General features: G+C 63.1%; 10 protein-coding genes. 1 reads left to right on the top strand and 9 read right to left on the bottom strand.

Going from position 1 to position 12,895, the window contains the following annotated elements; genetic code table 11:
• From EN781_RS10095 to EN781_RS10135, 9 genes are all read right to left on the bottom strand, one after another.
• The coding region (locus EN781_RS10095; RefSeq protein ID WP_245492581.1) for an ATP-binding cassette domain-containing protein at positions 1-1,387 on the bottom strand (1,387 nt) is incomplete at its 3' end.
• A gap of 76 nt (positions 1,388-1,463) precedes the next feature.
• Positions 1,464-2,810, bottom strand: coding sequence for a DUF5801 repeats-in-toxin domain-containing protein (locus EN781_RS10100; protein ID WP_127399948.1), 1,347 nt, complete (start codon positions 2,808-2,810; stop codon positions 1,464-1,466).
• Positions 2,795-3,058 (bottom strand): hypothetical protein, encoded by a 264-nt coding sequence (locus EN781_RS10105; protein ID WP_126056144.1) that lies wholly within the window; start codon positions 3,056-3,058, stop codon positions 2,795-2,797. Before EN781_RS10105 ends, EN781_RS10100 begins: the two co-directional genes overlap by 16 nt.
• A 222-nt stretch (positions 3,059-3,280) precedes the next feature.
• The gene (locus tag EN781_RS10110) at positions 3,281-4,612 is read right to left on the bottom strand and encodes an HlyD family type I secretion periplasmic adaptor subunit (RefSeq protein ID WP_126056143.1); all 1,332 of its coding nucleotides are present in this window, start codon (positions 4,610-4,612) and stop codon (positions 3,281-3,283) included.
• A gap of 103 nt (positions 4,613-4,715) precedes the next feature.
• Positions 4,716-6,482 carry a type I secretion system permease/ATPase gene (locus EN781_RS10115; RefSeq protein ID WP_126059206.1) on the bottom strand — a complete coding sequence of 589 codons (1,767 nt, stop codon included), beginning with the start codon at positions 6,480-6,482 and terminating at the stop codon, positions 4,716-4,718.
• 125 nt (positions 6,483-6,607) lie between these two features.
• Complete coding sequence (locus tag EN781_RS10120; RefSeq protein WP_126056142.1) at positions 6,608-9,589, bottom strand: DUF5801 repeats-in-toxin domain-containing protein; 2,982 nt, start codon at positions 9,587-9,589, stop codon at positions 6,608-6,610.
• A 361-nt stretch (positions 9,590-9,950) separates the two neighbouring features.
• A complete protein-coding gene (locus EN781_RS10125; RefSeq protein WP_127399949.1) occupies positions 9,951-10,589 on the bottom strand; it encodes a response regulator transcription factor in 639 nt (212 codons plus the stop codon).
• A gap of 229 nt (positions 10,590-10,818) precedes the next feature.
• Positions 10,819-11,427: an NAD(P)-dependent oxidoreductase gene (locus EN781_RS10130; protein WP_126056141.1), complete on the bottom strand. Its 609-nt coding sequence runs from the start codon at positions 11,425-11,427 to the stop codon at positions 10,819-10,821.
• 37 nt (positions 11,428-11,464) lie between these two features.
• Positions 11,465-12,103, bottom strand: coding sequence for a DsbA family protein (locus tag EN781_RS10135; protein WP_126056140.1), 639 nt, complete (start codon positions 12,101-12,103; stop codon positions 11,465-11,467).
• Positions 12,104-12,215: 112 nt separating this feature from the next.
• On the opposite strand from EN781_RS10135, the gene EN781_RS10140 reads away from it, so the two are divergent.
• The coding region (locus tag EN781_RS10140) for a LysR family transcriptional regulator (RefSeq protein ID WP_127399950.1) at positions 12,216-12,895 on the top strand (680 nt) is incomplete at its 3' end.

Genomic DNA, 12,895 nt, shown 5'->3' on the forward strand with positions numbered 1-12,895 from the left:
TCCGTGCCCCATGCGGCCCTACCTCGGTTTGATAACCGTTCGGCAACCGCAATATCATCTCGTGGATACCCGCAAGTTGCGCCGCGGCGACAACTGCCGCGCTGTCGACATCGCGCAAGCGCCCGATGTTCTCGGCGATCGTTCCCGGAAACAGCTCAACCTGCTGTGGCACGTAGCCGATGTGCATCCCCAATTGATCCGGCGGCCAGCTTGCGACCTCCGCACTATCCAGCCTCACATGGCCGAGCGACGGGCGCAGCGTCCCCACTATCAGGCGGCAGAGCGTGGTCTTGCCGGAGCCCGACGGTCCGATCACGCCGCAGGTCTCGCCGACCACCACATCGAAGGACACTTTGTTGATCAGTGTCTGCTGTGTTCCCGGCGCATAGTAGTATGCGTCCTCGAGCTTCAGGCGCCCTTGCGGGCGCGGCAAGGTTACGCCGCCGCTCTGCCGGGACCCGGTGTCGGCGAAGAGGCGCATGAGGTTGCGACGCGCGGTGCGGGCAGTGACCAGGCTGCGCCAGGCTCCGATCGAGCGTTCTATCGGCGCGAGCGCGCGGCTGAGCAGGATCGATGCCGCGATCATCGATCCGGCCGTCAGTTCGCCACGCAGGACAAAATACGCGCCGAGCCCCAGCACGGCCACTTGAAGGGCCAGACGCAGCGAGCGCGACAGGCTGGCGATGCTGGTTGTGCGACTGAGAAGCTGCGCTTGGATGGTCATCAACGACTGCTGTTTTTCTTCCCAGCGCTGCAGCGCCGGCTCTGACATGCCGAGCGAGCGGAGCGTCTCGGCGCCATCGACGTATTGACTGGCCGCGGCCTGATTGCGGCGCAGACCCAGCGACGCTTCCTGGCCCTTGCGGCGCGTGAGAAAGTCGTTGGCCAGCGCGCCACAGAACAAAAGCACCGCCCCGGCTATTCCGACCAGGCCCAATGCCGGGTGCAGGAGCCACATGAACGCCAGGAAGACGGGCGTCCAGGGCGCGTCGAGAAAGGTCAGCATGCCGTCAGCGGCAACGAAGCCCCGCAAGTCGGCCACATCCTTCAGGCCGGCCTCGAGGCTGCTGCCCGCAAGGCGAGCTTCCATGGCTCGTTCGATCACCGGAACGCTGAGTTGGTCATCGAGCCATTGGCTGATATGCCCGAGGATCATGCGTCGGGCCTGTTCCAGCATACCATAGACGGCGATCGCGGCGATCACCGCCAGGGTGAGCCACATCAGCGTATCGATCGAGCCGCTCGACAGGACCCTGTCGTAGATCTGCAGCATGTAGACTGTGCTGGCGAGCAGGAGGAGGTTGGCGAGCAGGCTGAAAAGGAGGAGGGCGGGCACCTGGCGCCGCGCCAGATGCATCACCTCCTGGAACTGCGGTCTTGGCTGCATCACGGATACCCCCGTTTCGATGCCTTTGGGCCAGTGCCCGGCCGGGCGTCAGGGGATGGCGCCCGGCCGGATCGAGTCAAGCTATGACGACGCCGTCGACGTGGTTGTCGTCGAAGATGCCGGTCCCGTCGATGCCAATGGAGAAGCTGTCGCTTGCCGTGTCGCCGTCGAAATCGGCGATCTGCACGGTGAAGTCGAGCTTCTCGTCGGGTGCCGGCTGCGCCTGGCTGAGGCCGAACCCGCCGATATCGAAGGTGTTGTTGTCGTTGCCGGAAACGCCATCGGCGTTGCTGACGTTTTCGATCAGCACGCGGTCATGGGTTCCGCTCGTCGTCCACTGCACCTTGTCGCCGGTGCTCAGGCCCTTGATCGTCCAGGTGCCGTCGCCGTTGTCCGTGACGGTCGGAAGAAATTGCGTATTGCCTGTCTTGACGATGTTGTCGACGACCGAGACCGAGGTGATGGTGACGGCCGTGTCGCCGGTGAGCCCGTTGACGAAATTCACCCCCGGTTCAGCGGCGGTGTTGAGGGCCGAGATCTTGACGCTGACGGGTCCGACGCCCGGATTGGTCTGGTTGACGGTGAAGGATGCCGAACTCGCATTGACGACGTTCGTGAACGCGATGTTGGCTTCGACGTCGGCCTCGTTCTGGTCCAGATTTGGCACCAGGAAGTTCGTGTTCGCGCCCGTGACATAGGTGATGAACGCCCCCTCACCGGGGTTGATCTGGTTGCCGTTGACGCCGAATGAGGTGGTGCTGCCGGCCTGGCTGATATTAAGCACATCCTTGGTTGTGATGTTGCCGCCGGCGGATTGATCGAGCGGGTCCTTCCCGATCACCACGATCTGGGTGGAGGCCGGATTGCCGAACATCATGAACAGGTTGCTGCCCGAGGGTGCCCCGGCGAAGGCGAAGTTGATCTCCTCACTGACCGAGACCTTGAGATTGCCGTCCAGGTCGATGGAGTCATCGGGGTTGGTGGCGTCCGGATGCTCCAGCGCCTCGTATTGAATGCTCCAGAACTTGCCGCCGCTGGTCGGGCTCCCGGTCTCCTCGAGGTAAACCGCGAAGGCGATGGCGCCTGCTGACGTCTTGCCGAGCACGATGTTGTCGTTCTGCGTGTCCGTGAAAAGAAAGATCTCTTCGCCGTCGTTGGTAAAGAGACCGCTCGAGTCACCGTCGAGCGCGCCGCCGCTAGAATCGGTGAAGGCGATGTTGCCGACCGAGCCCGTGACGCCGCTGATGGAAATGACGTTGCCGTTGCTCACCGCTGCATTAATCGCGGTGGCCGGGTCAGCGCCGAGTGCCGTCAGCCGACTGGAGAACGCAGTCGGCAAGGCGGTGTTGGTATCGTCATTCTGCAAGCCGGCCGTTTCGTCAAGGGTAACGGTCGTGCCGGTGAGCGTTACGGAAAGCGCCATGAGAGCCTCCTAGAGATTATCGTGAAGATTGCTGGGGAACCTGCCGTTCGGCGGTCGCAACGCCGGCGCCGGTAGGGGAGCGCGGAGTTCAGTCCGAGGTTCGTCTCGACACAGGTTCGGAACGAAGCCGGCTGCGAGGAGTCTGCAACATCGGTGTCTGTCAAAGCGTCGTCGACGTTGTCGCCGGTTTGTAGCGCGGTCTTCCGGTCGTTGACGGCCTCGTCGTCGAGAATCGAGGTGATCGACATTGCTGTTCTGCCGAAATGTACCCCCAGGCGAAAGATCGATTCCTGAGGGGCCCCATCCAAAGGAAAGACCGCCCTCTGAATCGCGGCCTTCGAATCCCTGATTGTCCCGCCGATGGCGAGCGCCGGTCTATTCCCGCTTCGATAGTATTATGGTCAATGTCCCTACCTATCGAACGATATCTATCGTTCGGTAAGTCGAGGCGCGAGAAGGGCGGCCTACGGCTATTTTTCCCGCATCGCCCGGCGGAAGTTCTGCGTGATCGGCTCGGCCAGGTAGGAAAGCACGGTGCGAGCACCCGTCCGGATCATCGCCTCGCTCGACATGCCTGGCAAGAGCTTACGGCCCTCCAGCTTGGCGAGCTCATTTCTGTCGATCAAAACGGTCGCGGCGAAATACGGTGCCCCGCTGCGCTCCTCCGTCATGCGGTCAGCCGACACGATCTCCACGACGCCCTCGAGAGGCGGCAGGTTGTAGCGGGCGAAGGCCGGGAAGCTGACGCGCGCGGGCTGCCCGGGGGCGATCGTCTCGACATCCTCGGGTCTGACCATGGCCTCGACCACGAGTTGTTGTCCGAGCGGCACGACTGTCATCAATGTCTCGCCGGGCTTCACGACACCGCCCGCCGTGTGGACCTTCAGGTCCATGACGATGCCGTCGACCGGCGCCGCGATATTGGTGCGGGCCAGCACGTCCCTGGCGGAGCGCTCCTGCTGTCTGAGGTCGAACAGCTCCGCCTCGACCTTGCTCAGCTCATCGACGGCCGCGTTCAGCCGCACTGTGTTGAGGTTCAGGATTTGCATGTCGATCTCGGCCATGGCGCTTCTGGCACGAGCGATTGCTGCGACGTTGGTAGCGCGCTCGCCCTCGATCTCCCGCTGTTGTCGTTTGAGCGACAGGTTCCGCTCGCGGGTGGTCAGCCCCTTCGCCAGCAGGCTCTCCAGGTCCTTGGTCTCACCCTCGATCGCCTCGATCTGCTTGTCCTCGGTGACGATAAGCTGCTGCAGTCCCGTGATCTCTTCCTCGATCTGGTGACGGCGCTGGCTGAGAATTTCCCGCTCGTCCTTCAAATTGTGATGCTTGGCGGCGAACACGTCGCGCTGTGCGGCCACGGCGTCCCTTGCTGCGCTGGCGGGGTTGGCGAGCAACGCGGCATCGAACTCGATCTCGGCCTTGCCGTCGCGCTCGGCCCTGAGACGCGCGGCCAGCGCCTCACGCGTCGCTATCCGGTTCTGGATCAGGTCAAGCTGCGCGGTTGCCTGTGTGTTATCGAGCCGGATGAGCACCTTGCCGGCCTTGACGATATCGCCGTTGGCGGCGTTCAACTCCGCGATGATGCCGCCCTCGAGATGCTGGATGAGCTTGCGGTCGCCGGCGACCTTGATAACGCCCGGTGCCACCGCGGCGCTGTCCAATGGTGCCAGCGCCGCCCAGCCCCCGGCCACGCCGAAGAACAGGAACATGATCGCGAACCCGGTCCATTTCACGCCCGCGAGACGCAGGGGTACCGGTGTCAGCAGGGATGGCGGCGGGACGGGCAGCGGAACGACGTTCATCGATAATTCCTCACTGGGCCGAACATGGTCATCGGTTTGTCGAACTCAACGAGCGCAGGTAACTCACAGCAAAGACTGCAAGACCGGCACGACCTCATTGTGTTCATGCTTCCTTTGCCTCTTGGGTGTCTTGCACGTCTTTGACCACCTTCGGGGTTGCTCTTGGCATCTGGGTCACCCTGCGAGCGCGGTTGGCGAGTTCACCGAAAACGGCGTCACGCGGCCCGAATAGGTCTTGTGCGCCGTGGTTGAGCACCAACACCTTGTCAACCGTTTCCAAGATGCTCGGCCGATGCGAGATCAAGATCAGGGTCGCACCTGCCGCCTTGAGCCTGCCGATGACTGTAGCCAGCGCTTGCTCGCCCTCGTGGTCGAGGTTGGAGTTAGGCTCATCAAGGATAAGGAACGCCGGGTCGCCATAGAGCGCCCGCGCCAGTCCAATGCGCTGGCGTTGCCCCCCGGACAGTGCCGCACCTCCTTCACCGATCTCGGTGGCGTAGCCCTTTGGCAACCCCTTGATCAGTTCGTGGACGCCAGCCAATTCCGCGGCCTTGACCACGTTGTTGAAGACTGCCGGATTGAGCGTCGCGAAGCGGCAGATGTTTTCGGAGACGGTGCCGGCGAAGAGTTCGATATCCTGTGGCAGGTAGCCGACATGTCGACCCCGGTCCTCGGCCGCCCATTCGGCAACGCTCATGCCGTCGAGCAGCGCGCGACCGCTGGTTGGACGCCAAGTGCCGGCCAGCACTCGCGCCAGGCTGGTCTTGCCCGCCGCGCTCGGGCCGACCAACGCCATCGCTTCACCTGCCTTGAGTTGGAAGCTGATGCCTCGCAGGATCGGTTCGCCGCCCTGCCTGGCGAGCATGATGTTCTCGGCCTCAAACTTACCCTTTGGGCGCGGCAACGGCAGCGCCGGTGTGGCCTCCGGCCGCTGACCGGCCATTGCAGCGAGACGCTTGTAAGCAGCCCGTGCCCCGATCGTCGCCTTCCATGTCCCGATCGCCTGTTCAACCGGGGCCAAAGCGCGACCCATCAGGATCGAGGCGGCGATCATGATGCCGGGCGACGCCTCGTTTTTCAGCACCAGGTAGGCGCCGAGGCCGAGCACGGCCATCTGCAGGGCCAGCCGGAATGCGCGCGCCAGGGCCGAGATGGTGCTGGATCGGTTGCTGGCGAGGGATTGTCCTCTGTTTGCCTCGTCCTGCTGGGCCTTCCAGCTCTCGAGCAGGGGATTGAGCATGCCCATGGCCTGGACGACCTCGGCGTTGCGGATCGTCTGCTCAGCCTGTATGTAAGCCCGCGTCTGGGCGACTGCGGCTTCCGCCATTGGCTTGCGGGTCAGGTACTCGGTGAGCAACGCCAGCGCGAACAGCACGATACCGCCGCAGGTTGCCAGCCAGCCCAACCAAGGATGCATGAGGAAGATGGCGCCCAGGAAGAGCGGTGCCCAGGGTGCGTCGAGGATCGGGTAGATGCTCGGGCTGGTGAAGAAATTCCGCACCTGGTCGAGGTCACGCAGCGCACGGGCATTGATCTGACCGGGTGCCGAGGCGGCGTATTCAACCGATGCGCTTAGGAGAACCGGTGCCAGGCGCGCGTTCAGCCACGTGCCGACTTTGGCCAGAAGACGCGCGCGCACCACCTCCAGCCCCGCCATTGTGGCGATCGCCGCGGCTGCCATCAGCGACAGCATCACCAACGTCTCCAGGCTGTGGCTGCCCAACACGCGGTGATAGACCTGGAGCATGTAGAACGCGCCGGTCAGCATCAGAATGTTGATGCCGCCGCTGAACCAGACAAGCGGTCTTATGGCGCGCCTGGCTTCTTTCATCACCGCTTGCAGGGCAGAGGGGCGTGGGGCTTTCATCATCATCATATCTGCCCTGTGTGCAGGGTTGACCCCTTGGTTTGTGCCGGTTTTGCGCAGGGCGCGAGATCGTTTCCACATGGGGGATGGGAGGCGGCGTGAACCGCCTCCCCGTGTCGCGGCGTCGGTCAGATGACGTCGACCAAGATTTGGTTGGTGCCGGTCACGTCACCGTCGGCATCATGAATAACCACGTCGAACGCAAGGTGCGCGTCCGGGGTCACGGTCTGGGTCGCTGTGAAAGCGATGTCCGTGATCTTGAGGACATCGTTGTCCGTCGCATCCCAGTTCTGCAGTGCGATGGTCGTGCTGCCCCCGTTTGCACCGACTCCCTTTTGCAGGTCGATCGCCGTCGGTGTCTCTACGAACGCACCACCCGGTACAGTGTCGGGGCCCGTCAGACCGTTGCCGGACTGCATGATCTGGACACCCTGGAGCACCCAGTTCTCGCCGGCCGCGTTATAGTCGTTCCGCTCGACGATCACGAGACCGTCGTTGTTGTCGAGCGAGAACTCGTTGGTATACGGAGAGGGTACGCCACCCGGAGTGCTAGCCTTGTAGATGTCCTGGTTCTGCACGTACATCGCCTTCGTGGTGAAAGTGTCTGCCGCAGTGCCGGAACCCCCAAAGGCTCCGTCTGAACCGAGGTTGACGAGGTTAAGGACCAGCATCAGGTCCTCGGAGTTGCCGATACCGTCGAACTCGATGGCCATATCGTTGGCCGTCTGGGTCGGGGCGGTGTGGCCGTCGTCGGTCGCGATGCCCGGCGAGAGTTCGAAGAATCGGAGGGTAAGCGCTTCGCCCTTCTGGATCGTGTCGCCGGCAACACCGTTCGTGCTCTGGGTTGCGGAAACCCAGTCCTCGAAGTTGCTGGTGACTTGCTGGCCGGCGTTGAAAAAAGTATCGCCGGCGATCGGGCTACCGTCACCCGTCCCGTTGAACCCAAAGGGGCTCCCGCTGGGGTTTGAGTTGCCGGTGAACTGCACGAAGAAATCCTTGTCGGTCTGTTCGGGTGTCGCCGACGCATCGAAAAGTTTCTCGACCACGACGTTCGGATGGCCCGTGTTGCCGATGGGCTCCTTGGAAAGCAACTCCGAGGTGTGGAGTAGGTCCTTCGTGAAGCCATCCGCCGTATCGCTCAACGTGATGGTGTAGGTGTCGGCAGTCTTGTTGAAGCTAAGCGTACCGGCGATCGTCCCCGGCTGAACGCCAGCCAGGTCCGGGTTAGCGTCGTAAGTGGCAGCCCAGTTGAACGTCGCTGAGGTGGCAGTTTCCGACCCGGCCACGAGCGTAACGCTCGAGGTTGCGAATGCGGTCGGAGTGTTCGGTACCAGGCCGGTGACGTTGCCGGACAGCGATATGCTCGCGAAATCCGAGTGCGTGGCGTCGTAGGTCGCGAACTTGTCGTTCCCGATGTCGAAACCGAAGTCGCCAGATGCCGACTGGTTCGGGTTCGTCAGCACGTTGCTCAGGGTCTCGTGGTCACCAAGAGCCCCGCCGGGAACACCGTCGAACGCCTTCGTGATCGTCGGCCCATCGTCCGTGAAGACGAAGCTCGTGCCGATATCCTTGGTGGCCACAGCCGTGTCGCCGTCGCCGTCGGTGATGGTCGCCGTCAGCTGGATAAGGCTGGCGCTGGCCAATGTCCTGGTGTCGTTAGGATCGGCAGCGTTCGCGTGAATCACCGCACGGGACTGGTTGAATGTCACGAGACCGTCAGCGTCGATGCTGATCCGGAACACTTCGATTCCGCCGGTGATTGTGCCGAGGACGACACCGTTAGCATCGACCGAAAGGCCGACTGACAGACCGGTGAGAGTGTCAGTCAAACCGGATGCGCCGGATGCGGCCAGAGCGTATGTGATCTCGACAGGGCTTGCCGCACCGTCAGCACCACTACTATGCGGCGTGAAGATGCCGGCAAAGCTCGTCGGACCGTCGTCGGTACCGAAGTTGGTTTCGTCCACCGTGAGCGTCGGCGGAGTGCCGTTTGCCGAGATGCTCGGGCCGTCGTCCTTGAAGAAGAGATTATCGCCGATGTCCAGGGTGGCGAAATCATCATCCCCGTCAGCGTCCTCGCTGTGCGCGGTGAGCGTGACGAGGGTCGCCGCCAGCGAGATAGCTTCGTCGTAGCTGCCGGGCGGGACGGTCCCGTTACCCGGAACGTTGTGAACCATCGCCAAGCTCTGGGTGAGCGTCACGACGGCAGTCGTGGTGTTGACGCTGACCGTGAACGCGATAGCACCGTTCGCGTCAGCAAGACCACCGTCTCCGACACGACCGGTAATGCTACCGTCAAGCTCTTTGTACAGGAAAATGTGTTCCTGCGATGCCGTGTCGACAAACCCGCTGTCTGTGGCGTCCGCGGGGATGCCGAGCGCGAAGGTGAGTGCGCCCGCGCCGTCAGTCCCGAAGCTGTTCGGGAAGTTGGCGAGGAAGTTGCCGGTTGTGGTAGCACCGGCACCGCCAAGGAACGACTCGTCCACGGTGAGGTCCGGGCCGGCCCCGTTGGTGTTGACGTCCGGGCCGTCATCGTCGACGTTGATGTCGTCGCCGATGGGCGTGTCAGTGTGGGACAACGCGCGGACCTTCAGGATGTCGCTGAAGTCCACCCGGTCGTCAGGGTCGAGACCGCTCGGGTGGGCGATTGCCTCGAAGGTAACCATCTGCACAGTGGCCGACAAGTTGTCGGCGTCGGCGGGGATGATGTAGAAAGCCGCGACGATGGGACCACCTACCCCTGCGGTCGCCAGCACTGATTTCCCGTCTGCCGACGTGGTGAGGAGGATATCCTGGCCGCCGACGGTGTCGAGACCGGAATTCGCGTTGGTAAGCGGAGCGAATATCAGACTGTCAACGACTTCGTTGGCTCCCGCCGTCACCTGGATGAGGTCAGACTGGCTTGCTGCCTCAGCGGAGTCGGCGAATGCCTTCTGCGCGTCCGACAGCGTGAGACCGTTGAGAAAGGCGAGAAAAGCAGCATCGAGACTGCCGGAAATGTCGCCCCCGGCGTCGACAGAGATAGCGACATCGTCGCCGTCCGGATCATTGAATTGTACGCCGGCTGTTTGGTCGTTGACCAGCGTGCCGTTTATATTGATGGTAGCCATGATATTCATCCTTTCCGGATGGTTGACTGATTCCACAAGTCGTATTCACCGCGGCAGCAGTTATGCGCACGGCTCGGACACACGCGGAGTCCACGTTTACTGGTTTTGGAAAGACGCCCCTATGCCCCTATTTAAGGAAGATCGCGCATTGAATTGCGGCCTTCTTAGCTTGATTGTGTCGCCGTTGCAGAGGGTGCGTCCATTCGCGCTTAGATAGTATTTCGGTGAATACCCGTCCTGATCGAACGATATATATCCTTCGATAGCGTGGGCTGCCGCAGGCCTTGCGCCTGCTGTCGCAATCAGGGAACGGAGGGTATTCGCAACACCGAGACCGCTGCCGGGATCAGGTCCCGGCCGATCAGATCAGGTCCGACCCGGGATGGGCGGTGTCCTTGCCATGCGCCGCCCAGGCCAGTTCCGACCGGCTGCCGAGGTTGAGCTTGGTGTAGACGTGGTGAAGGTGCATCTTCACCGTGCCTTCGGACACATGCAGCCGCTGGGCGATGGTCTTGTTGCGCAAGCCGCGCGAGACGAGATCGGCGATTTCGCTCTCGCGCCCCGTGAGCCTGGACGTGGGCTGGGATTGCGGCCGCGGCATCAGCAGGTGCTGGACGATCTTGTTGTCGATCCATTTCTTGCCGCTCGCCACCGCGTTCACGCATTCGACGAGGAAGCGGTTGCTGATGCCGTCGAGCACCAGCCCGTCAACGTCGAGCGCCTGGATCTCCTTGACGCCGAGACCGCCGTTTGGCTGCAGGATGAAGATGACGCCGAGGGCGCGGTGGGCGGCTCTCAGTCGGGAGGAAAGACCGGCCGTCTGCGGGTCCGCTAAATCCAGGCCGATGATGGCAATATCAGGCCGCTGGCGTTCCACATGCGGAAGAACGTCAACCACGCGGTGGCACTCGGCGACAACATCGTGCCCGGCCTTCCGCAACACCCACTCCAGACCTGCGAGATACACCCCCCGCGGGTCCGCCACAACCACCGTCGACATGCGAACACCGTCCGTAAAATACGCAACGAACTTTGCCTAAATCCCTGAAAAGAATGAAACCAGAGGTTAAGCGTATTGTCAAGAAACCTCTAATATAGTTCCGGCTATAACCGCGACCTGCGGCCTATGCAAAGCAGCGCCGGCTTGCCAAGGGGGGGCCCGCGGGCATCGCCGAACTGTCGCAACGGCGCCCGCGTGCCTTTTCAGCGCTGGAATCGAAGCCCGGTGATCAGTAGCCGACCGTGAAGCGCTGCCGGATATGCCTGGGCGTCTCGATCTCGCCGGCCATCACGATGGCGTAGTCCTCGAAGGAGATGCTGCTGCCGTTGTCGGAGGAAAGCAGCGCATCCTTGCCGAGGCGGAACGTGCCGGTGCGCTCGCCGGCGATGAACAGGGCCGACGGCGACAGGAAGGTCCAGTCGAGATCGCTGATCGTCCGCAGCGTGTCGAGGAAATCGGCGCCCTTCTGCGCCTCGGTCTTGTAGATAGCCGGGAATTCCGGCGCGTCGACAAGGCGCTTGCCGGGAGCGACCTCGAGGCTGCCGGCGCCGCCGACGACGAGGTAGCGCTTGACGCCCGAAGCGCGCACGGCGGCAATCAGCGTGTCGGGATCGCTGGCGGTGAAATGCACCGAGCTCACCACCGCGTCATGCCCCTCGATCAACTCGGCGAGGCCTTCCTTGTCGAAGACGTCGCCCTTCCTGGCGGTGACGCCCGGAAGCTTCGCGATCTTGTCCGGGTTGCGGGCGATTGCCGTGATGGCGTGGCCACGGTCGGAGAGTTCTTTCAGGATGCGCGAGCCGGCCTGGCCGGAGGCGCCGATAAGGGCGATCTTCATGGCATTTCCTTTCTGCTTGGGGGACTGCTGTGCTGGGTCAAGCCGCCTGGATATGGGCGACGAGATTGTCGTAGCTGCCGAAGAGCGCGCTGGCGCCGATGAGGCGCGGCGCCTCTTTACGGATCACGGCGAGCGCGGGAACGCCATCGGCGCGCAGGCGCTGGAATAGCGCGCGGCCGCGGCTGACCAGATCGTGATGCGCCGCCAGCAGCTTCGGCGTGGGCGCCTTCAGCATGCCCGCCGCGTCCGCCATGCCGGCGTCCGTCAGGACAGCAGCGACGCCGTCCACCGTGACGATATCGCGGCCACCGACATAGCGGGCATGCTGAATCGCCTTCAGCGCCGCAAGTCGCAGGCGCGGGTCGTCGAGGCCGGCGGCAACGATGCCGAGGGTGGCAGTGCCGGAATCGAGCAAGGTGCCGCGGACGTTCAGCACGTTGTCGACATAAGCCTGGCTGAAGACCTGCCCGCTCAGCCGCTCGATGCGCTGGTCGTTCGCCCAGGCATGGGCGGCAAAGCCTGCATCCAGCGGTCGCGCGCCGGCGCCTGAGAAGAGACCGGTCGGCAGCAACTCGAGCACCACGCCACTCTTTTCCAGCCTGTCCAGCATCGGCGTCGCGCCGTAGCACCAGCCGCAGAGCGGGTCGAAAAGATAGGTCAGCGTTGCATTGCTCATGGCCGTCTTGTCCGGATGTCTGTCTCTCGGACCTAGATGGCAGCTGGGCCGGTTGCAAAAAATAGTGATCAATCATACAGACTGTCTGATCAAATCAGACAATGGCTCGCCGATGGCCGAACTTCTGAACCTCAACCGGCTTGTCTATTTCACCACGGTGATCGAGACCGGGTCGTTCACGGCGGCCGCCGACCGGCTCGATGTCGCCAAGGCGGTGGTCAGCCATCAGGTCAGCAGGCTCGAGCAGGAACTCGGCGCTACGCTGCTGCGGCGCACGACGCGGCGCGTCACGCCGACGGAGGAGGGGCGTCTGTTCTACGACCGCGCCGCCATCATCCTGCGTGAAGCGGAAGCCGCCTATGGCGACATCGCGCGAAGCGCCGACAAGCCGACCGGGATGCTGCGGTTGACGGCGCCGCTCGACTATGGCGAGAAGATCGTGGCGCCGACCATCGCCGCCTATCTGAGGAAATATCCGAGGATGCGGGTCGAGACGATCTTCGACGACGCGGTGAGCAACCTCGTCGACGAGCAGATCGACCTCGGCATCCGGGTCGGCTGGCTGGCCGATTCCAGCAATCTGGCGCGGCGTCTCGGAACCTTCCGGCAGGTTGTCGTCGCAAGCCCGGAGCTCGCGGCCAGGCTGCCGCCGAATGTGGGCCCCCTGCAGTCAAGATCGCTGCCCTGGGTCGGCAATGCCCAGTTGCGCGGCGTCGGCCAATGGCTGTTCTCTAAAGACGACGAAACTGTGCTGGCCGAACTCAACCCGGTCGTCAGCTGCGACAAGAGCCC

This window comes from Mesorhizobium sp. M4A.F.Ca.ET.090.04.2.1, assembly GCF_003999085.1.
In the GTDB taxonomy this organism is placed as follows: Bacteria; Pseudomonadota; Alphaproteobacteria; order Rhizobiales; family Rhizobiaceae; genus Mesorhizobium.

Coding starts and splice junctions, on each gene's coding strand:
- EN781_RS10120 (WP_126056142.1), bottom strand. CDS start 9,589: ATGGCTACCATCAATATAAACGGCACGCTGGTCAACGACCAAACAGCC.
- EN781_RS10105 (WP_126056144.1), bottom strand. CDS start 3,058: ATGTCGATCACCTCGATTCTCGACGACGAGGCCGTCAACGACCGGAAG.
- EN781_RS10125 (WP_127399949.1), bottom strand. CDS start 10,589: ATGTCGACGGTGGTTGTGGCGGACCCGCGGGGGGTGTATCTCGCAGGT.
- EN781_RS10135 (WP_126056140.1), bottom strand. CDS start 12,103: ATGAGCAATGCAACGCTGACCTATCTTTTCGACCCGCTCTGCGGCTGG.
- EN781_RS10115 (WP_126059206.1), bottom strand. CDS start 6,482: ATGATGAAAGCCCCACGCCCCTCTGCCCTGCAAGCGGTGATGAAAGAA.
- EN781_RS10100 (WP_127399948.1), bottom strand. CDS start 2,810: ATGGCGCTTTCCGTAACGCTCACCGGCACGACCGTTACCCTTGACGAA.
- EN781_RS10110 (WP_126056143.1), bottom strand. CDS start 4,612: ATGAACGTCGTTCCGCTGCCCGTCCCGCCGCCATCCCTGCTGACACCG.
- EN781_RS10130 (WP_126056141.1), bottom strand. CDS start 11,427: ATGAAGATCGCCCTTATCGGCGCCTCCGGCCAGGCCGGCTCGCGCATC.